Origin of the sequence: Actomonas spartinae (assembly GCF_051209155.1) — a bacterium.
Taxonomy (GTDB): domain Bacteria; phylum Verrucomicrobiota; class Verrucomicrobiia; order Opitutales; family Opitutaceae; genus Actomonas.
On sequence record NZ_JBPJGB010000004.1, the window covers coordinates 278,457 to 299,254 of the forward strand.

The window sequence follows — 20,798 nt, forward strand, 5'->3', positions numbered from 1 at the left end:
GAATGCTACGCTCAATCGTCGGGATAGTCGTAAATTTCAATGAGCGCAACGCCCTGCAGGTCGTCAAACCCCGTGACGTGCAGGGAGTAGCTGCCGGGGTCGAGCGTGAGCAGCGTGATCGATTCCTGACGGTAGTTGATGCCGCCTTCGGAAGTGTCATGCGGAATGGGGAACGCGCCGACCTTGGCCATCGCGTCGACCAGCATGGGTTGATGGGCGATGGGGTCGTCCCAGTCGTCCTTGATGCGGATGATCTCGCCCGAGCTGTTGAAGACCTTGAGCAGCGTGTCGTCGAGGTAGCCCTCCACGCCGTAGTCCTGCAGCGTGTCGCCGATGGCGCGGATGAGGTAGGTGCGTGGCCCCGGGCCGTCGACCACCAGGCCGGCGATCATGATGTTGAAGCCCGTGCCGACGAACCCGCGGGTGGAGAGGTTGGCGAGTTCGCTGGTGCTGGCGCCCTCGTCGACATCGTAGGCCTCGACGATGACCAGGCCTTCGTCGGCGGCGGTTCCTTCGACCAAGGCGCTGTAAACGCCGGGCTCGAGGTCGAGCAGGAGCACGGCATCCTTGGAGCCATCGGGGATGGCGAAAGCGCCAGCTTGGCTGCTGGCGTCGCGGATTTCAGCCGGCGTGGCGGTGTTGCCCGTTCCCCAGTCGTCATTCGTGGCAATGGTGCCGCCGGGACCGTCCCGGCGAATGAGCGTGAGGCTGGGGTCGGCGTGCACGCCGGGCAGGTTGTAGGGAGCGGTGCCGAGCGTCGGGCCGACGGCACGGATGAGCACGCGCTTGGTGCCGGTGCCACTGACCACAAAGCCCACCTGCAAGGTCTGAGCACCGGTCCCGGCATAGGCTCGGGTGGAAATGTTGGCCATGGTGGTATCCGGCGAGGTGGTGACGGGATTCACGGTCAGCTCGGCCTCGGAAACCAGGGAGGCGAAGGTGGTGGCCACCAACACCGAGTAAGTCCCGGCGTCGTAGGGTTGAGCGGCGCCGATGAAGAGCTCGGGATCCTGCATCGTGAAGAGGAAGTTGTCCGCCAACAATTCTGGGTAGAACCAGTAGTAGGACAGATTGATGTCACCGCCCTCCGCGGGCGGGGGCTCACCGTCGACCTCGAAGCGGAACGTTGTGATGTCGCCGACGTCCACCGTCTGGTCTTGGAGCGGCAGGGTGAAAACGGGAACTGCCGAACCAATCGCGTAGATGGTGGCCGCGCCTTCGATGTCGTCCGCCGTCAACAGGTCGGTGTCCGAAACGGTCGAGTTCATGATGGCGTCGACGGTCTGGGCGGGCACGTCCTCATCGGGATGGTCGAGGCCGATGAGGTGACCAAGCTCGTGTGTCGCGACCCGGCGAAGGTCGTTGGAGAAAACGCGATCGTTGCCGCGGTAGGAATTCCAGACCACGCCGGTTGATTTGAAGATGATGTCGCCTTCGAAGTATTCGAAAGGCCGGGCCGAGTTCCTGAAGGAGAGGGTGACCCCGATGGCAAACTCACCCCAATCTTCGCCATACACGCTATCGGAGAAAAAGATCTCATTCAGCCCGTTGGCCCGGGCGTGCGGCTCGTTGGATTCAGCTTCGACGAGCTGCGTCCGATCCATGTGTTCGTTCCACTCTGCCATGGACTCACGCAGAATGGCATTCCAACTGGTGGAACCATCCAGCAAGGCGGATGTGATGGTTGGCGCTCCGGCGGAATCGGCATGCAAGACCAAGGGGACTTCGCCCGATGGCCAGCTGGCTCCCCGATAAACCCAGGCGAAGAGCGGCGTTGCGAAGGCGAGCACCGGGATGAGCAAGCGGCGGGTCATCGGTCGGCCTCCTGACGGTTTTGTTGACGCAGGAGTTCGCGGGAGATCGCGCTGGAGAACGCCTGCGAGGTCAGGGCCTGATGGAGTTCGACCCTGCGCTGCGCTCCAGTGGTCTCAGGTTTGATCGCGTCGACACTGGCGAGCGGCGAGCCGTTCAAGCGCACCAAACGCTGGCTGCCATCGACCGGGTCGGTTCGAACCAGATAGGCGCCATGATGGGCGTAGGCGAGGGGGCAGAAAACGCGGCCATTGCTTTTGATGAAGAACCAAGCTCGCTCCCCTTTGCGAAAGGTGGGCATGCCGCCGACCTCCAGGGTTTCGTCACCGACGGTTCCGCCGAGGAACTCGAGGGTGACCTGGTGCGCAGCGATGCCCTTGGCTGTCTCCGTCACTCTCACGGTGTAATAGGTTTTGATGACCCGGTTGCCCGCGGCGTTGGTCACCCAGCGACTTTCCCGATCGACCACGGTGCCTTGCACGATGGTGTCGGACTTCTCGACCAAGCCTTCAAAGCTCGGCGGCAGGACCGAAATGGCGTGAACCGTCGGCGCACTGGCAAGCAGGCCGACGGAAAGGAGGAATAGCGCGGCTGGCAGCCGCTTGAGGATTGATTTCATGGGCTACCAAATAGAACGCGCGTAAGAGGGGTTTTATTTCACGGAACGTGTCCGCCAAGCTTCGACAATCTGGCGGATCGTTTCCTCCAGCGAAACTGAGATATCCCAATTCGGATAGTGTTCCCGCATCTTGCGCAGATCCGAGTAGTAGCAGATGTGGTCGCCGATGCGGTTCTCGTCGACGTAGGTGTATTTTTGCGCCTGGCTCGAGAAGGACTCCGCGATCTTGAAGGCCTCGAGGATGGAACAGCTGTTGGCCTTGCCGCCGCCGAGGTTGTAAACCTCACCGGCGCGCGGGGCTTCAACAAAGGCGGCCATAAAGCGGGCCACATCGAGCGAGTGGATGTTGTCGCGCACCTGTTTGCCCTTGTAGCCAAAAACGCGATACTCGCGGCCCTCGAGGTTGCACTTCACCAGGTAGGAGAGGAAGCCGTGGAGCTCGACCCCACTGTGGTTGGGGCCGGTGAGGCAACCGCCGCGCAGGCAGCAGGTGGGCAGGCCGAAGTAGCGGCCGTATTCCTGCACCATGACGTCGGCCGCGACCTTGGAGGCGCCGAAGAGCGAGTGCTTGGACTGGTCGATGGAAAAGGTTTCGGCGATGCCGTGCTCGTAGGCGGGATCGGCATAGTCCCAACGGGTCTCGAGCTCGGCGAGTTCGATGCGGTTCGGGGCGTCGCCGTAGACCTTGTTGGTGCTCATGTGCACGAAGGGCGACTCCGGGCAGGCTTGGCGGGCGGCCTCCAGCATGTTGAGTGTGCCGACGGCGTTGGTGTCGAAATCGTCGAAGGGAATGGCGGCGGCGCGGTCGTGCGAGGGCTGGGCGGCGGTGTGCACGATGACGTCGGGCTGCACCTTTTTCAGCAGGTCGAGCACGCCCTGGCGGTCGCGGATGTCGACCTCGTGGTGCTCGAAGCCGGGCAGGCCCTCGGCCAGACGTTGCTGGTTCCAACGGGTGTCACCCTGCGGGCCGAAGAAGACGGCGCGCTGGTTGTTGTCGACGCCGTGGACGGTGTAGCCCAGTTCGCGGGAGAAGTAGGTGCAGACTTCGGAGCCGATGAGGCCGGAAGAGCCGGTGACGAGGATCGATTTAGCCATGGACAAAGACGTGAAACCGGCACCGAAACACGGGCGAGTGCCGGCTGGCAAGGCTCAGAGTGCGCCGTCTGCGACCGACGGGCCGGTTCAGGCCCACATGCCCAGCGGAGCGCTGGTGCTGGCGGGGTCGTAGAAGCGCTCGATATTGGGCAGCACGGCGGGCAGGTCCCCCGGCGAGACGCCGAGCCAGAGCGCGAGTTCCGCAAAATAGCTGTCCACGGAGGTCGTCGGAATCAGGCGGCCGCGGCCCGTGTCGAGGTTGTTGCCGATCGAGAGATCCTCGGGGTAGTCGCCATAGATCCGGCCGCCGCGGTGTCCGCCGCCGAGCACAAATTGGTTGCCGCCCCAACCGTGGTCGGAGCCCTCGCCGTTGCTGGAGAGGGTGCGGCCGAAATCGGAGGCGGTGAAGAGCAGCACGTCGTCCTGCAGGCCGAGTTCGCCCAGCGCCGTCCAAAAGGAACCCACGGCTTGAGAGAGGGTTGTGAGCATGCCGGCCTGGGTGGCGAGCACCTCGTCGTGGTGGTCCCAGCCGCCGTAGCGCACGAAGTAAACCTGGCGGCGCATCCCGAGCAGGTCGCGGGTGGCCATGGCTTGGGCGGTGCCGCGCAGACGGCGGCCGAGGTCAGTGTTGGGGAAGCGGGTGGCGACGCGTTTGGCTTTGTTCCAGGCATCGAGAAAGACCGCCGAGGAGTCGATGGCGTTGCGGGTGAGCCGCGCGTAGGTCTGTTTGAGCAGGTTCTGGTAGTTCTGCTCCAGCATGCTGTCGACGGCTTTGCGGAAGAAGGGCTGCGTGGCGTCGTCGTAGCCGGCGAGCAGCGGTGAACCATGCGGGGTGATCGCGTAGGGGATGAGATTCTCGCCCGACTGGAAGACACTGGTGCCGGACAGGGAGATGTTCATCGAAATCTCGTTGCGCTCGTTCACCGACTGAAGGATCTCCGCCATACGTCCGCCCCAGCCGACGCTGCCGCGTTTGTCGGGCGTCGAGGTCTGCCAGTGCATCGACTGGTCGGAGTGCGAGTAAAGACCGAGCGGGAGCTTGGCCGTGTAGGCGTTGATTTGGTCGAGGGTGGTCGGCTCGACCAGGGTGCCTACGTTGGCGACAAAGGACAGGTGGCCGGCGTCGTAGAGGTCGCGGACTTCCGCCATGCCGGGGTGGAGGGCGAAGCGCCGACCCTGCGGTCCGGTGATCGGCAAGACGTCCGGCTGGGCGAGGGAGAGGTTGGCGCGGGCGGCGGCGTAACGCTGAAACTCCTCGGGTTCGCCCGGCGTCAGCATGTTGAAGGAGTCGTTACCGCCATCGAGGAAGAGGCAGACAAGGGCCTTGTAGTCACCAAACGGAGACAAGGTTTCGGCGGACGCGCGACCGGCGGTGGCCAGGTTGAGCAACACCGAATACAGCGAGGTCGAACCAACGGCGGCGCAGCTCGCTTGGCGCAGGAACTGTCGGCGGGAGGTGCGGGGAGAGGATGCGGGGGAAGACATGGCGCGGTCGAATTGACGGGCTACGGGGCGACGGCGAAATCGGGGGATACGACAATCAGACGCATGAGGGCGACCACCCGGTCGCGTGCCGAGGTGTCGGCAGGGAGTTCCGTGGCGGCGGTGCGCAGGATGTCGAGCGTGGCGTCGCTGAGCGCGCCGGCGGCCATCTTGAGGTTGAGCTGTTGCAGCAGCGCTTCGGTGTCATCGGCCAGCGCGATCTCTGCGCTCAGGTCGAGGCGCAGCGTGGCCGGCCCGTCGGGATCGTCGCCAAAGCCGTGCTCGATCATGCGCTGGTAGAGGTTCAGCGTGGTGATCGCGGTGGTGGAGGTGAGAATCTGGAACTCCGGCGCGTCGAGGTCGCGGCGGGCCAGCGCGCCCGCGGGACGATAGTCGGGCAGGAAGAAGTTAAAGACGCTCGGCGAGTTGTAGAAGATCTGACTGATGTCGACGAGGGTCTGGTGGTCATTGACCTTGAAGCTGCCGTCCGCGGAACGGGCGCCGAAGGTTTTGGCGAGACGCACGTAGCGCAGGTAGGGCTCGCGGAGGCGGCCGGCGATTTCGCGGTCGACGGAGGCGCCGGCGTTGCGGGCTTCAGGGTCGAGCAGAATACTCCGCACGACGGCAGCCATATCACCCCGCACACCGGCGCCGTTGTCAGCGAAAGCCTGCGCCACACGGCGAATGTAGCCGGGAGATGGGTTGGAGGTCACGAGCCGTTGAATCAACAGACGGCCGACGAAGGGGCCGACGTTGGGGTGTTGGAAAAGGCAATCGAGCGCGTCCTCGATGTCGTCCATGGCGGTGCGGCCGGGGTCGTCAGCGAAAGCGGGGAGCACCACGCCGTTGAGCAACACTTTCTCGTCCTCGTCGTGTTGCTCGGCCCACATCTTCATCGGTGAACCATGGTCCATCGGCGCGTCGAAGAAGTCGGCGGGTTTGGTGTTGTCCGCGAGGTCACCGCCGTAGCTCAGCCCGGTGAAGACGCGGGCGAAGGCGGTGATGTCGGTGTTGTCGTAAGTGGGAATCTCGTTGCCCGCGTCGTCGAGTTGATGGCTGCCGTCCTCGTTGAGCTCCCAGAGGCCAATGCTGAAGAGCTGCATGATTTCGCGGGCGTAGTTTTCGTCCGGATACCGATCGAGCCCGGGATCAGCCTTCTGGTTACGCAGGTGGCTGAGGTAATACCCCATCAGCGGATCGAGCGAAATGTGCTCGATCATTTCGCGCCAACTCCCGAGCGCGAAACCGCCGAGGTTGTCGTAGTATTGCATCATCTCCCACGGGGCGAAGTTGATCGACTGCTCCGAGATGACGTAGATCTCGGTCAAGGCGGTGGCGAGGCGCTGGCGCAGGCGGTCAGGGGCGGTGAGTTGCGCGCGCCACCACGCGTGGTGGAGGTCAAAATGTTTGCCGGTGGCGATGACGGCGTGGACTTCCTGCCACGTGTTGCTGGGCGGAATCGCTTCCTGCGCGTCAATCCACGGGGCGAAGCCGAGGTCCGTGACTTCGTCGACTTCGGCCATGTCGGCACCGTGGGTGGCCTGCATCAGGAAACGGGCGGCGGCGATGGGCGTCGGAGCCGTGCCGGAAACATCGCGCCCAGCGAAGTGGAACGATTTCGATTGCGAAAGCAGTGCGACGGCATGGGCCGCATCGCCGCCGGCGAAGGTGGCGTCGGACGCCGGGCGCGCGGGGTCGAAACCGAGCAGGCCTTCCTCAAAGTCGCTCAGACCGTCGCGATCGCCATCGAGCAGGCGTTCGGCGTGGGCGACCGCATCGGCTGGGTCGCGTGGGTCGGACCACTGCCGGCTTTCGGTCAGGTTGTCGACGCCGTCACCATCGTCATCGAGATCGGGCGGCAAGTGGGCCGCGTCGTGGTAGAGCGTCCAGAGGTCGTTTACGCCGTCGCCATTCAGGTCGATGATGACGGATTGGGTTGGAGCGGCGGAAAGCGTCAGCGCGACGGCTGGCAGCAGGAGATACGGGGCAAATCGGCGGGGAGTTCCCATGGTCGGCGAAGGGTTCGCAAAACAGCAGCCCAGCTAGGGCGTAGCAAGACTTGGCTCGTTCCGGTGGGGGCGGAGCAGCGCGAGCGAGAGGAGCACGAATCCGACCCCTCCGGTGAGGAACCAAGTGTGGTGTTTGATGAGTTTTTCGCTCGCCCAGGACCACCAGCCGAGTTCGACCGGGGCCGTGAGCGCGAAGAACGCCTGATCGTCGGAGTCGCTGACCTCGAGCCACCACGTGCCGGCTGGGCGAATGACATTGATGGTTTTCCAGCGATCCCGCGAAGGCTGGTCCGGCGTGACTTCGACGTTGCCAGCGTCACTGACGACGCGAAAGCGCAGGGGGGCACTGTCGGCGCCGAGTTCACCCCAAAAGCGGAAGCGCAGCACGGGCAGGGTGGTGTCGGTTTGGGGCCTGCTTTGCCAGCGCCACGTTTCGCGCTGGTCCGCGGTCGGTGTGCGCACGATGACCGGATAGGGGGAAGGGGACAGGTCGCTGACGTCGGTCGATGGCGCCGGCGCAATCGGCACGGTGCGGCGCACCGCGGCGGGCATGATCTGTTGGATGGAGCGATGCGACCAGCGATCAATGATGACCTCGGGCCATTGCAAGGGAAGCTCGGCGGGCGGGGCTTGGCGCAAAACGGTCGGGTCGTCGGTCGCGAGGAACGTCCGCACGTGCGCTTCCTGTTGGCGCATGAGCTCCCCACGTTGCGCCAGCTCCTCGCGCCAGATCGTCCGCGTGGCCCCGATCAGGAGAAAGGCCGAGGCCGCGGACCATACGCCGATCAGCGTCCAGCGCCAGCGTGGTGCGCGCATCGTCGTGAGGGCGACGGCTTGCAGGACGAGGACGAGGTTGAGTTGATCGACATAACGCGAAGCCCAGACATCGCCGTTGGCGCGGAAGTAGGCCGTGGCGATCGCGATGAGGGTGGTCCAAGCCGCCAGGCCAAGGAAGACGCGTTCGGTGCCGTTGAGTTGGTCTTGCCGCAGGAATTTCAGGACGGCGAGCGGCACGGTCACGAGCCACCACGCCAGCCCGAGCACCGTGAGCGGGTAGGGCCAGGCGAGCAGGTGTGAGGCTTGGTTCAAGAATTGCCCGGCCGATTGCGCCATGAGCGCGTCATGGCCGGCGAAGTGAAAACGCCACCACGACCCGAGTCCGACCCAGAGCAGCGAAACCAGCAGGGTGACCACGGGGAAGGCCGCGAAACGGCGCGCGCGCAGGATGTCGATCATCATCACGACTGCGACCGCAGCGGAGGCGACCGAGCCGGAGGACATCGCTCCGAGCGCCAGCAATCCGCACAAATTGCCCCCCACCCAGCGCCAGGAGAAGGTGGAGGCGCCCAGCACGCCCTGCAGTTGCAGCACCGCCAGCCAAAGCACGAAGTAGAACTGATTTTGAAAGCCGATGAGGGTGTTCTCCCAATTCAAAGGCAGCGACCAGAGCAGCGTCATCACGGCGGCCAGCCACCACCAGGCGCGCCGATCCGGGAGCAGGGGCCGCAGCAGACAGAGCAACCAGGGCAGCAACACGGCATGCATGACGGCGCCGACCACCTGTTCGAGGTAGGCGTCCCACTGTCCGTTGAGTTTCACCAGACCGAGCGCGAGCAGTTTGGTGAGCACCACCCGGTGTTCGTTGTGCGGATGCCAGAAATTTCGCCACGAGAGCTGACCCTCGAGCCATGGCCGGAGCACGACCTCGCCCTCGGCGTCGATCTGGTCAATGATGGGCAAGCTGCTGCCGGCGCGATCGATCAGCGTCAACTTCGCTCCCAATACCACCAGCACCAGGCCGAGCAGGAACAAGCGGTCCCACCATCGGGCGTTGCCGGCCGACTTCATTCCGTGGCGCGGTTTTGGGTGACGCGGGCGGGGATGGTGCCGAGCAAGCCGGCCAACAAGAGCGCAAGGCCCACGCCCATCCACCACCAGTGGTATTTGATCGCCTTCTCGGTCGACCACGAGAACCACCCCATCGCCACCGGCGCGGTCAGCGCCACGTTGGCGGCGCTGTCGCGATCGCTGACCTCGATCCACCATTCGCCCGGCGGACGGATCACGTTGATCGTTTTCCACCGGTTGGGCGCGGGCCCGTCAGGCCGCACCTCGACCGCCCAGGCGTCGCTGACGACCCGCAGGCCCAGGGCGGCGCGGGGATCGCCCAGTTCGCCACTGAAACGGAAGCGGAGGATGGGCAGGGTATCGGCGGACTGCCGCTCGCTGCGCCAGATCCAGGGTTCCTGCTGGGTGCCGGTCGGTGAGGCTGCGATCACCGGGTAAGGGGCGGGGGGCAGGCCGGTCAGCAGCGCGGAATCGACCGCCGGGATGGCAATGGGCGGCCGCACCGCCGCCGGCAGGATGTCACGAATTTCCGGATACTGCCAACGCAGCCAGAGCACGTCGCCCGACGGATGGGGCAAGTCATGGGGGCCCTTGCCTTGCAGCAGCTCGGGGCGGGGATCGGCGAGAAAGGCGCGGGTGTTGGCCTCCTGCAGCGCGACCCGCTGTTTGAAGAGCGGCAAGGTCTTGTCCGTGATGTGATCAACGTCGGCACTGAAGGCGAACGCGACCGCCGTCACCCATGCGACGAGCAATCCACCCCGGACGAGGCGAGGCAGCGGCAGCAGGGTGAGCGCGACGCCTTGCAGACTGAGGCCGATGATAAACTGGTCCAGGTAGCGCGAGGAAAGGAGTGCGCCGTGGTAGCGCAGCCAGACGGTCGCGATGGCGATGAGGGCAAACCACACGCCGAGGCCAAGGAAGCTGCGTTCGAAGCCGTCGCGGCGCGGTTTGCGCCACCAACAGAACGCCAAGGTCGCCAGTGGCAGGGCCGCGACCAGCGACCACGGCGCCCAGGCTTGCAGCGGCCAGCTGAGGGTTTGGCTGAGTCCGTCGGCCGCTTCGCCGAGGGACTTCACGCGGAGCGGATCGTGGCCGGGAAAAGGGGTGCGGCTGAGCCAGCCGAGCACGAGCCAAACGAGGGATACGGCGGCCGTGGTGAGGCGGAAGCGGGTGAATTCGCGAGTGCGAATCATTTCGGCGACGACGATGGTGAGCACGGCCGCCGAGGACAGCAGACCCGATCCCATCGCGCCGAGCACCAGCAGGCCGCACGCTTGCCCGGCCCACCAGCGCCAGTCACAGCGGTCGGCGCCGAGCACCCAGTGCAGTTGCAGAAAGCTCAGCCAGATGAGGATGTAGAATTGGGACTGGAAGCCTTGCAGTGTGTTCTCCCACGTCAGCGGCAGGAGCCAGGTCGAGGTGATCACCACCGCGAGCGCGCCGAAACTCCAACCCCGGACCCGCCGGTGTATCCACATGAGCAAGACGGGCAGCAGCAGCGCGTGCAGCACGGCGTTGGCAAACATCTGCACGTAGGCGTCCCATTGGCCGTTGAGCTTCACCAGCGCGAGCGCCTCGAGTTTGGTGAACACGATGCGGTGCTCGTTGTGCGCCTTCCACAAGTCGGTCGCCTGCAGCTCGCCGTTCAGCCAAGGGCGCAGCACAAATTCACCCTCACCGTCGATTTGGTCCCAGCGCGGCACGCTGCTGCCGGCGTAGTCGATCACCCACAGCTTCGCGCCGATCACGAGCAGCACGAGTCCGGTCCAAATCACCCAGCGCCGGATGGTTTCGAGTCGAGCCATGGAGGGGAGCGAAGCGGCGCCGGTCAGGCGCGCGGGGGCGTGGCGAGGGTGAAGTCCTCGTAGAGGCCTGTCAGATTCGGGTTGTAGGCCGGATCGCGGTCCAGTTCACGCGCCCAACGTTGGCGCATGGTCGCGATTTCGGCGGCAAAGCGCTCAAGCTTCTCCGGATTGTCCTCGATGCCACGGCTGGCCGATTCGTGATGATAGAGCTCGGCGAAGGGCGTCCACAGGTTGCGGTAGCCGGCGGCGCGCACGCGCAGGCAAAAGTCGATGTCGTTGAAGGCGACGGCGAGTTTGCGCTCATCGAAACCGCCGACGTCCTCGAACACCTCGCGGCGAATGACCAAACAGGCGGCGGTGACGGCGGAGTAGTTTTGCACGAGGCGCAGGCGGTTGCGCTGGCCCTCCTCGCCGCGACGGTAACCCTTGAACGCGTGACCGGCGACGGAGGTGGAGCCGTTGAGGCCGCCGATGCCGAGGATGACGCCGGCGTGCTGCACCGTGTCATCGGGATAATACAGCATGGCGCCGACCGCGCCGATCTCCGGGCGATTGACCTGCGCGACCATTTCCTTGAGCCAGTCGGCGTCGATGACCTCGAGGTCGTTGTTGAGAAATCCCAGCACGCTGCCGCGGGCGTGCTGCGCCGCGTGGTTGTTGATGGCGGAGAAGTTGAACGGCCCCGGGTAGTCGATGATGCGCACGCCTTCGGCGGCGAGGGTCGTGAAGTATTTCAGGATGGTGGGGTCGTCGGACTCGTGGTTCACGACGATGATCTCGAGATCCGGGTAGTCGGTGCGGCCGCGGAGGGAATCGAGGCAGGTCTTGAGCAGCTCGTAACCGTTGTGCGTCGGGATGATGAGACTGACCTTGGGCGGGGTGGCGGGCAGCGGATATTTGATCCGCCAGTGGCGACCCTCCACCGGCAACAATTCCGCGGATACGTTGGTCGCGGCGAGATGGTCGGTGAGCGCGCGCTGGGCCGCGAGGAAGGGGTAGTCGGCTTTCTCGTCGATCACGAACGCGGTCGAGCCGGGGATCGCGCGCCAGTGGTAAAGCACCTTGGCGATGTGGCGGATCCTGGTCGGATCGAGGTCGGCGGTCGCGCGCAGGGTGAGGTCCCAATCCTGGCTGCCCTCGAGGCCCTCGCGGAACCCGCCGATGGCGCGGAGGCGTTGGGTGCGGAAAACGGAGAAGTGACAGGTGTAGTTTTGGCCGAGCAGCAGGTCCGGATTCCAATCGGGTTTGAAATACGGGTCACTGCGGTGGCCGCTCTCGTCGATCTTGTCTTCGTCGGTGTAGATGAACTCGAGCTCCGGATCGGCTGCGAGGGCGTAAACGATCTCGGCGAGCGCATGTTGCGGCAGCTCGTCGTCATGATCGAGCAGGGCGCAGAAGTCGCCGGTCGCGAGCTCAAGCGCGGAGTTCGAGGCGGCGGAGATGTGGCCGTTGGTTTCGCGGGTGACGACCTTGATGCGCGCGTCGCGTTGGGCGTAGTCGCGCAGGATTTCCGCCACGTGTGGCGCGGTGCTGGCGTCGTCGGCCAGACACAGTTCCCAGTTCGGATAGATCTGGTCACGCACGCTTTCGATGGCGCGGACGAGCCACGGCTTGGGCGTATTGTAAACCGGGACCAGAATCGAAATCAGGGGGCGCGCGGTGACGGGCAGCGCCTCGATGCGCGCACGGTGGTTGATGACGTCGGCGAGCTTGAGCGTGTCGTAGCGCTGCACCCACGAGCGGTAGTCGCGGCGCAGGTTGGCCGGATCGTCGCTCATCACCCGCGTGGCGCGGGCGGCGAAGCGGCGCCATTGGCCATCGGCCGTGAGCGCTTCGAACACCGTTTCGCCTTCCCAACCGGCGGGCAGTTCGTAGTCGGCGGTGAACCCCGCGTGTTCGGCGAAAGGGTGCCCGGGATGCAGACCCGCCACATCGGGACGAGGCACGCCGAGGTCGACCGCGAAGGTGGCTTCGCCGGCCTTGATGCGCATTTGCACGATCTCCTGCTGGTCGGCCGCGACGACCCAACCGCGCATGAGCCCGCGCGCCGGGATCGCTGCCCAGTCGGCCGGCTCGTCGAGGCAATACGGCAAGCCGGGATCGATCGGCATGTGGCCGTTGACGGACGTTTCTTCTGCTGTAGGCGTCGTCGATGCCCCCGGAGTGTCGGTATGGGCGGCCTCCCTCTTCAGCAACGGATCAAGCAGGCTGCGGCGGAGCGCACGGAACGGCGCGGTGAAGACCCAGGAGCCGGATTCGGTGATCCGTTGGACGCGGCCCTCGAGCTGGCGAACCGTATCGCGCTGCACGCGTTCGTTGTGCGCCAGGAGTTCGCGAACTTCGCGCAGGGCGGCGGCGTCCTCCTGTTGACGGCGGATGAGGGCGCTGAGGTCGGCGCGTTCGCGCTCGAGGTCGGCGCGGAGGTTTTCGGCGACGTGTTTCTGCGCGGCCAGTTGCGACGCGGTGTAACGCGCATTGGCGGCGTGGCGATGCGCTTCGGCGCGGGCCGCCGCGAGGGCATCACGCAGCGCGTCTGCTTCGGTCGCCAGGGCCCGGACGCGGCGACCAAGCTCCGGATCGGCGCGGTCGATCAGGACGGCGGTTTCGTGGGTGGTGGCGGTGCCGTCGCGGAAGATACCGCCGGATTTGCTGTGCTGCTCGTAGAACTTCAGGAGTCCGGCGGTATTGGCACTGAGCTCAAAATGACGGCGGGCAAACGCGGCGGCGTTTTGGCCGAGTTTATCCGCGAGGTCGTGGTCGCTAAAAATGCGCTGGCAGGCGGTCACGATCGCGTCGGGGCTGGAGTCGGCCAGCAGCAGGGCGTCTGCGCCGTCCTTGAGTTGGGCGCCGATGTTGGTGGCCGGGATGGCGAGGGGGCGACCTGCCCACAGGTATTCAGGAATCTTGGACGGCAGGCGGTAGGCGTTGAAGTCGTCGGCGGCACCGGGCTGGACGAGCGCGTCGGCGGCGGCGAGCAGACACGGCAGGCGCGACTTGGTCACGAAACCGAGGGTGGTCACGTGGTCGCCGCCGAGATCGTGCAGGGTTTCCTCGTATTCGGCTGGGGTGATGCCGGTGCGCACCAGGCGCGTGGCTTGGCCGGCTTCGTTGAGCTGACGCACGGCTAGCGTGAGGCAGCGAATGTCGGCGAGGTTGGCGAAGGTGACGCTGCCGGTGTAGACGATGAGCTTCTCATCCGGGGTGTGCTGCAAGGCGGCGCGTTCGGCGGCGACCTCCGCGGCGGTTGGCTCGGGGGCGGCGCGCAGGCCTGGCAGGAGCAGATGGTGCGACGTGCCGGCGGGCACGAACTCGGTGAGCCGTTCCGTGATGCAGGTCACCCCATGAGCGAGGCGCAGAAAGTGGCGCGAGCGGACCGGGTGCGACAGGTTGGGCGCGAGTTTGGCGGCGAGCTCTGGGTCTGGCAGTTCGGCGAGATCGGCGATCGGCGTGCGCGCAAAGGCCGCCGTAAGGTGATCCTCGTTGTCCTCGAGATGGATGAAGAGGCGGGCCGCCGGATGATGCGCCAGGTAACGCATGGTGAAGTCGCGCACGTTTTCGCGCGGAGTCCAAGCGTGCACGACGTCGGCCGCATGTCGGTTGGGAAAGTGCGGGGCGTCCTCCAGCAGTTGAGCAAACAAACGCACCGGGAAAAGCGGCGCATCGAGCACGGCGACCGTTTCCGGTTTCTCCGGCACCGCGACCACGCAGGCATGCCCCAACCGCGTGAGCTCGTTGGCGAAGGCTCCGATGTGGTTGAGGCTGTTCGACGTGCAATCGCCGTAGTTGACGAAGAGGATGTTCACGAGGCGGTAGAAGGAAGTGATTTAGAAACCACGAAACACACTAAATACACGAAAAAGTGTCAGGCGCGCGGGAGCGCGGTGATGAGGTCGAGGATGGTTTGCGCGGTTTGGGTCCAACTGTAGGCGGCGGCACGCTTCAGGCCGGCGGTGGCGCGTTCCTGGTGGAGGGCGGGATCGGCGTCGAGTTTGAGCATCGCCTGCGCCCAGGCGGGTGGGTTTTCCGGGGGACACAGCATGGCGGCGCCGCCGGCGACTTCGGGCAGGCTGGCGGCGTCGGACGCGACGACGGGCAGGCCTTGGCTGAAGGCCTCCAGCACCGGCAGGCCGAAGCCCTCGTGCCAGCTGGGTTGCAGCAGGGCAAAGGCGGTGCGGTAGGCATCGCGCAGCGCTCGGTCGTCCAAGTAACCCCGATACTCGACTGGCATCCCGCGCGCGGCGAGGGCGGCGATGCGCGCGTGCACGTCGGCGGATTTCCACCCATGCCCGCCGACGAGGTGGAGCGGTCGCGGCTGGGCGCCGGCGGCATGATACAGCTCGTAGGCGTCGAGTGCGGCGAGGTGGTTTTTGCGCGGTTCGATTGAGCCCACCATCAGCCATGGCGCGTCGGCGTCGCGCGGGGCGGGGTCTTCGACGTTGGTCCAGCGACTGGCGCCGGAGGCAATCGCATGCGGGGTGCCGCTCGATTCCAGCCATCCGGGAAACAGCGTTTCGAAGTCGGCGCGAGTGGACTCACTCACAAACAAGAACGCCGCCGCGCGGCCGAGCGCCTGTCCCAGCTCGCGCTGGCACACGAGGCGGGTGGCATCGGTGGCGAACTGCGGGTGGGTCCAGAACACGAGGTCGTGCACAACATAGATCAGTTTCGCTCCGGGCGTGCGCGGCGCGTGGAAACTCGCGGCGATCACGACATCGGGCGCGCCGGGGAGTTCGGCGGTGCCGGCCTCGATGGCGCGCCACAGGGTGCGGGCCGGCACGGGCAGGGTGTGCAACAGCGGCATCTCGATGCCCTGGCCGGTGAGGTAGGTGCCGTGACCGGGCTCGCCGTTGATCCAGTCACCAAATTGGTGATACAGGATGAACTCGTGTCCCTGCGGTCGGCCGATCGCCACGAGGGCGCGGGCCAAGGCGTCGGCATACCAGGCGCAACCGGCGCGCTGGGCGGAAGTCTGGGCGACATCGAGACCGATCTTCATGGCACCAGGCCGCGCGCGGCGGCGTGAAGGAAGTGATTCAGGCGGCAGGTCTCGGTGTGGAGCGAGAAGTGACGCAGACGGCGGGTGCCGGCGGCGGTGAGTTGGGCGCGCAGTTCCGAGTCGCCGGCGACCGTGGCGAGGGCGTCGGCAATGGCACGCGGATCGGAGGCGTCGAACCAATGGCAGGCGTCGCCACCGACTTCGGGCAGCACAGAGGCGTCGGAGGCGAGCACGGGCAAGCTAAGCTCGAAGGCCTCCAGCAAGGGAATGCCAAAACCTTCGTGCAGGGACGGAAAAACCAGCGCGCTGGCCCGCCGCCACAGTGCGGCAAAGGCGTCGTCGGGCAGGTGGCCGGCGAAATGCACGGCGCCGTCGAGACCGAGGGCCGCACTCATTTCGCGCAGGGTCTGTTGGCGGGAGTCGGCGTGGCCGGTGAGCACCAGGGACCAGGCCGCATCCGTGCCCACTTTATGCCGATAGAGCCGGTAGGCCGTGAGGAGGGTTTCATGGTTCTTGTGCGCCCAATAGTTGGCCGGGTAGAGGAAGTAGTTCTTCTCCGGCAGACCGGATGGCGGCGGCGGCAGTGGATCCGGCGCGACGAGGCGCTTTTGCACCGGAGCGTAAGTGTGAAAACAGCGGGACGGATGGACGTCCCAATGCGCCTGCAGGCGCGCGATGCCGTGGTGGGCAAGCGTCTGCAACCAGGTGGCGGAGCCGATCACGCGCTTGAAGTTGTCCTCGCGAAAATTGACTTCCTCGATCGGCAGGGCGGCGGGCAGGTCGCGATGCAAGGAGTCGACCAGCAGGGCGACGCTGGGCAAATCCGGCCGGGCGAAGGCCGAGGTGCCGAAGGGGCAATAGAGCACGTCGGGCGGGTGGCTTTGAGCGAGGGCGTTGGGCGTCGTGGAGGCGGGGGCAGCTCGATCACCCGAGCGGACACGCCAGCCGCCGGCATCCTGCGTGGCGATCGCGTCGCTGGCGCGCAGGAAAGTCAGTTCGGGCAACAGCGACTCGCGAGCAAGCACCACGTAGCGCTGTGGTTCCCACGACAGGCGCGTCAGCTCGGCGAGCATGGCGTAGACGAGTGGCTTGATGCCGCCGTTGGCTCCGCCGGGTTCCATGCGCAACAGGTCGACCCAGACGGTGACGGGAGTGCGGGCTTGTTCGGCGGCCTGGGCTTCGGCCGCGAGCGCGGCGAGGCGGGCTGATTGCACGGCGCGGGGCGCGGTTTGGCCGGCGGTGGCGCGGGCGCGGGCGGCTTGATGGCGGCGGGCGGCCTCGCGAAGGGCGGCTGCTTCGAGGGCGGCGGTGCGCGGGCCCCAGCGTTCGAGAAAGCTGCGGGCGTTGCGGAACTCGTGGTCGCCGCGTCCTTGGCTGGTGGATACGGCGTGTTTCACCACGCTGCCGGTGGCAACGTAGATGCGCCAGCCGTTCTCGCGGGCGCGCAGGCAGAGGTCGACGTCTTCAAAGCCGTTGGTGTAGCGCGCGTCGAGCCCGCCGACGGCGAGAAACCAAGCACGATCGACCAGGCAACAGGCAGCGGTGACGGCGAGGGCGGGCACGATCGCGCCGGCGGCTTGCCGCGTGGCGAGGTCACCGCGGATGTGGCGCGGATAGCCACCGTCGCGGAATTCGATGCCGGCGTGGTCCACCTCCCCGGTGCGGGTGGTGACCTGGATGTTGCCGATGATGCCGGCGTCGGCATGCGCGTCGCGCACCGCCAACATGGCTGGGAGCGCTCCTGCGGTGAGCTCGACGTCATTGTTGAGCAAACAAAGCCACTGACCGGTGGCGAGTTCGGCGCCAGCGTTGGTCGCGCGTGCGAAGCCGTGGTTGCCGGGCAGGGAGACCACGCGGTGAGGGGCAGTCAGCGAGGCGAGAAAGTCCTTCGTGGCCTGGTCGCTGCCGTCATCCACGAGGATGATCTCATGCGCGATATCGGCGGGCACGTGTTCGCGCAACGAATCCAGGCAGGCCTGGGTAAACGCCAACTGATTGTAGACCGGGATGATAAACGAGACCTGCACGAATCGAGGAGCCGTGCAGCCAAGCTGCCTGACCGCAGCCGGGCAACGCCTTTTGCAGGATCGGTCTCAGCGCGGCATGGCGTAGATTTCGCCGAGAGCGATACCCTCGGAATCGTCCTGCGAGTGGACCATCAGCTTGTAGAGGCCGGGTTCCAGCCACTCGAGCATCGCGGCGTCGTTGCTGTCGGCAGGCAGGGCGAATGCGCCGACCGCCGCCATGGCGGCGGGGAGCTCGTCGGCGTTACGCGCCTGCGACCAGGTGTCGTTGTTGTGAATCTCGCGTCCGGTGGCGTCGTGCAGGGTGATGCGCGGGTTTGGCAGCGGTGTTGCCCCGATATAGGGTTGGAGACCGGGACCGACGCCGCGAAGCAGAACGCGCAGCGGTTCGGTGCCCACCACCACAAAGCCCATGATGAGGGTGCGATCGCCCGGGCCAGTGAGCGCGCGGGTGGAAAGGTTGACCAGTCGCACCGGCGAAGAAGCTCCCCGGTAGTCGTAGAGCTCGGTGAGCACGGGGCCGGTTCGGCCGGTCGCTTCACTGACGTTGAAGGTGTATCGGCCCTCCAAGAGGCTGGTATCCAAGGCGGCGTCTTTTGAGTCTTCCGGCAGGGCGAAGGCGCCGGCTTCGGCGAAGATCTGGGACAGGTAAAACTGCGAACCGCCCAGCCAGGGATTGCCGGTGAACCAGTCATCGTTGCTTTGTGGTCGTGCGTCGGGGGTGAGTGATAGCAGGGAAAAACGAGGGTCAGGCAGAGGCTGGTTGACGCCGAAGTCGGCGAGCGTGGGGCCGACCGCGCGCAGGAGGATGGGCACCCAATATCGTGCGGAACCAGCGGCGGCGTCCTTCTTCAGCACGAAGCCCTGCACCGCCTGCGCGTCGTCCGTGCCCGCAAACGCGAGGCTCGACAGGTTCGACAACCAACTGTCGCGGAGGGTGATCTCCGCGGTCGTGCTTTGTGTGGTGCCAAGTTCGTTGCTCACGAGGACGTCGTAGCGTCCGCTTGCGCGATCCGGATCGGCCGGCACCAGCAACGACGGCGCGTTTTCGCCGACGAGCGGGTGGCCGTTGCGCCGCCACTGGTAGGTGAAGGGCCCCGAGCCGGTGACAGTGACGGACAGCATCGCCCGCTCCGCGCGGTGCAGGATGGCCGAATGCAGATTGCTTTCCGTGATAACAGGAGGCGTGCGCGGACCAAGCGCGGCACGCCAGATCTCGCCGGAGGCGGACGCAGCGAGGAAGACATTGCCGTTGCTGACTACATAGTCCGGCTCCGCTTCATGCATCGGCACCGTCTGCCACTCCGCGCCGTCACGGGAGTAGTTGAAGCGGTTGCCCTCGTAAATGACGGTGACGAAGCGCACGAAGGTGTCGCCGTCGCGAGTGACACAGGTGAACCAGCCATCGTTAAAGCCGAGCGCGTGGTTGCCTTTCAGATCCTGGTTGGTCTCGAACCAATGCAGGCCGTCGGGGGACTGCACGACGCTGCTCCAACGATTGCTGTGCCAGTCGGAGGTGGTCACGGCAGCCACCATCCGGTCGCCTCCTGAGATGACGTTGATCACCCGGTGAGCCAGACGTCGGCCCGAGGGATCGCTGTCCGGTTGGAACGTGTATCCGCGCTGCCATGACGCCCCGTCGGTCGAGACCTCGATGAGTGGCTCCTCCTTGCCGTAAATGGTGGTGGTGGTGCCCACCCGAGCGAGGACCTCGCCGTTGCCGGCGAGCGCAGGCGGAGCGGTCTGATCGGATTGGTTCTCCCAGTGGGTGCCGTTGGTGGAGGTCAGCACTCCGCCATTCCAAGGGAGGAAGAAGGTGCCGTTCAAGTAGGCCGGATGGCCGAATCTGTCGGCGGTGGTTTCGGCGGTCAAAATCAGTTCCCCGACGCGGCCGTCGATCGAGGTGTAGACGCGCAAGGGCGAGCTCGGCAGCTCTGCTGAGGTGGTCCGCCGCTCCAAATAGAAAAAGCGGTCGTGGCAAAACTGGAGCTCAATGGTGTTGCCGCGATCCTCGGGCCAGAATCCGTCGTCGAACCACTGCAAACCATCGATCGAAAGATAGCCGCCGGCGGCGTTGAAGAGACCATTGCCCGCGACCAATCCGGCGGGGCGATCGAGGGGGAGAATGGTGTCATGCAGGTCGATCCAATTCAGGCCATCGGTGGAGACGGCCAGCATGGGGCGATCGCCATCGGTCAGGGTTACGGTTGTCGCGCCCATTCGCGCGGCGCCGAGCAGGCTGCGATCGGGCACGGCCTCCGCGAGCGTGGTCCAGGTGCTCCCGTCGTCCGACGTGAGGTAAGCACCGTTCGCTTCGTCTTCGGCGTAGAACACATTGTCGAGAGCGGTGACCCGCTTGAGGCTGCGGCTGGTGTCAAGCGACCAGGTTTCGCCGCCGTCAACGGAGGTAATGAAACCATCGTCGCCAGGCAGGAGCAGAGTGTCGCCCCGTTGCACAAAATCGTCGCTGTGCGAGCCCAGGTCGTCCGTTTGCAGGATCCGCGTCCAGTCGCGGCCGTCGACCGAGGTATAAAGCTCGACCCCGCGATAGTCGTGTCGTGCGGCGAGGAACCTTGAGCCGGTGAAGTGCAGCGCGGTCACCTCCGGCGGCAAGCCAGTCGCACTCCAGTCCAGCCCATCGGTTGAAACCGATCGACCGTCGTCGAACCCGCTGGTCCACTCGCCGGTGCGGACGAACACGCCGTTGCCGAAGGCGAGGTCGGAGATGACGGTGGAACCGCTGGCGGGAGCGGAGTCGACCGGAGAGTTCAAGGTCCAGGGCCCGGAGCCGGCGCGTCGATAGACTTCACCGCGTTTGCCGAGCGCGACCCACAGCCCGTCGCCGTAGGCCAGGCTCCTGATTTGAGAGTTGGAGGGCAGGTTGGTGGCGGTCCAAGTCAGGCCGTTGGCCGAAGTCAGGAAACGGCCGTGCTTTCCGTAGACGACGAACCGTCCGTCGATCACCTCAATTCGCTCGAGTCCCGACGCGTTCAGCGTCGGATTGATCGCTTCCCATTTCAGGTTCTGCGCGTGGACGGAGGAAACGGCCAGCGATGCGGCGAGGGCTGTGCACACGAGCCATGTATTTCGCATGCCACTTTAGACAGG

At 65.7% G+C, this 20,798-nt stretch carries 11 protein-coding genes; all 11 read right to left on the reverse strand.

Features of this window, described 5'->3' with window-relative positions:
* Positions 1 to 11: 11 nt before the first annotated feature.
* The 11 genes from AC0MRV_RS18100 to AC0MRV_RS18150 all read right to left on the reverse strand — a co-directional run bounded on the left by AC0MRV_RS18100 (position 12) and on the right by AC0MRV_RS18150 (position 20,783).
* Entirely contained in the window at positions 12 to 1,814 is a 1,803-nt protein-coding gene (locus tag AC0MRV_RS18100) for a matrixin family metalloprotease (protein ID WP_472765917.1), read from the reverse strand.
* Positions 1,811 to 2,431: a hypothetical protein gene (locus tag AC0MRV_RS18105; protein WP_472765918.1), complete on the reverse strand. Its 621-nt coding sequence runs from the start codon at positions 2,429 to 2,431 to the stop codon at positions 1,811 to 1,813. Before AC0MRV_RS18105 ends, AC0MRV_RS18100 begins: the two co-directional genes overlap by 4 nt.
* 33 nt (positions 2,432 to 2,464) lie before the next feature.
* Positions 2,465 to 3,526 (reverse strand): NAD-dependent epimerase/dehydratase family protein, encoded by a 1,062-nt coding sequence (locus AC0MRV_RS18110; RefSeq protein WP_472765919.1) that lies wholly within the window; start codon positions 3,524 to 3,526, stop codon positions 2,465 to 2,467.
* Positions 3,527 to 3,613: 87 nt separating this feature from the next.
* Complete coding sequence (locus AC0MRV_RS18115) at positions 3,614 to 5,011, reverse strand: DUF1501 domain-containing protein (RefSeq protein WP_472765920.1); 1,398 nt, start codon at positions 5,009 to 5,011, stop codon at positions 3,614 to 3,616.
* A 20-nt stretch (positions 5,012 to 5,031) separates the two neighbouring features.
* Entirely contained in the window at positions 5,032 to 7,017 is a 1,986-nt protein-coding gene (locus tag AC0MRV_RS18120; protein ID WP_472765921.1) for a DUF1800 domain-containing protein, read from the reverse strand.
* A 33-nt stretch (positions 7,018 to 7,050) separates the two neighbouring features.
* Positions 7,051 to 8,865 (reverse strand): hypothetical protein, encoded by a 1,815-nt coding sequence (locus AC0MRV_RS18125; RefSeq protein WP_472765922.1) that lies wholly within the window; start codon positions 8,863 to 8,865, stop codon positions 7,051 to 7,053.
* The gene (locus tag AC0MRV_RS18130; protein WP_472765923.1) at positions 8,862 to 10,670 is read right to left on the reverse strand and encodes a hypothetical protein; all 1,809 of its coding nucleotides are present in this window, start codon (positions 10,668 to 10,670) and stop codon (positions 8,862 to 8,864) included. The genes AC0MRV_RS18125 and AC0MRV_RS18130 overlap by 4 nt, the downstream gene beginning before the upstream one ends.
* Positions 10,671 to 10,693: 23 nt before the next feature.
* Positions 10,694 to 14,473 carry a glycosyltransferase gene (locus tag AC0MRV_RS18135; protein WP_472765924.1) on the reverse strand — a complete coding sequence of 1,260 codons (3,780 nt, stop codon included), beginning with the start codon at positions 14,471 to 14,473 and terminating at the stop codon, positions 10,694 to 10,696.
* Positions 14,474 to 14,532: 59 nt separating this feature from the next.
* Positions 14,533 to 15,666, reverse strand: coding sequence for a glycosyltransferase family 4 protein (locus AC0MRV_RS18140; protein WP_472765925.1), 1,134 nt, complete (start codon positions 15,664 to 15,666; stop codon positions 14,533 to 14,535).
* A complete protein-coding gene (locus AC0MRV_RS18145; protein ID WP_472765926.1) occupies positions 15,663 to 17,693 on the reverse strand; it encodes a glycosyltransferase in 2,031 nt (676 codons plus the stop codon). Before AC0MRV_RS18145 ends, AC0MRV_RS18140 begins: the two co-directional genes overlap by 4 nt.
* A gap of 66 nt (positions 17,694 to 17,759) precedes the next feature.
* Entirely contained in the window at positions 17,760 to 20,783 is a 3,024-nt protein-coding gene (locus tag AC0MRV_RS18150) for a hypothetical protein (RefSeq protein ID WP_472765927.1), read from the reverse strand.
* Positions 20,784 to 20,798 lie beyond the last annotated feature (15 nt).

Coding starts and splice junctions, on each gene's coding strand:
- AC0MRV_RS18120 (WP_472765921.1), bottom strand. CDS start 7,017: ATGGGAACTCCCCGCCGATTTGCCCCGTATCTCCTGCTGCCAGCCGTC.
- AC0MRV_RS18140 (WP_472765925.1), bottom strand. CDS start 15,666: ATGAAGATCGGTCTCGATGTCGCCCAGACTTCCGCCCAGCGCGCCGGT.
- AC0MRV_RS18115 (WP_472765920.1), bottom strand. CDS start 5,011: ATGTCTTCCCCCGCATCCTCTCCCCGCACCTCCCGCCGACAGTTCCTG.
- AC0MRV_RS18130 (WP_472765923.1), bottom strand. CDS start 10,670: ATGGCTCGACTCGAAACCATCCGGCGCTGGGTGATTTGGACCGGACTC.
- AC0MRV_RS18110 (WP_472765919.1), bottom strand. CDS start 3,526: ATGGCTAAATCGATCCTCGTCACCGGCTCTTCCGGCCTCATCGGCTCC.
- AC0MRV_RS18150 (WP_472765927.1), bottom strand. CDS start 20,783: ATGCGAAATACATGGCTCGTGTGCACAGCCCTCGCCGCATCGCTGGCC.
- AC0MRV_RS18125 (WP_472765922.1), bottom strand. CDS start 8,865: ATGAAGTCGGCCGGCAACGCCCGATGGTGGGACCGCTTGTTCCTGCTC.
- AC0MRV_RS18100 (WP_472765917.1), bottom strand. CDS start 1,814: ATGACCCGCCGCTTGCTCATCCCGGTGCTCGCCTTCGCAACGCCGCTC.
- AC0MRV_RS18105 (WP_472765918.1), bottom strand. CDS start 2,431: ATGAAATCAATCCTCAAGCGGCTGCCAGCCGCGCTATTCCTCCTTTCC.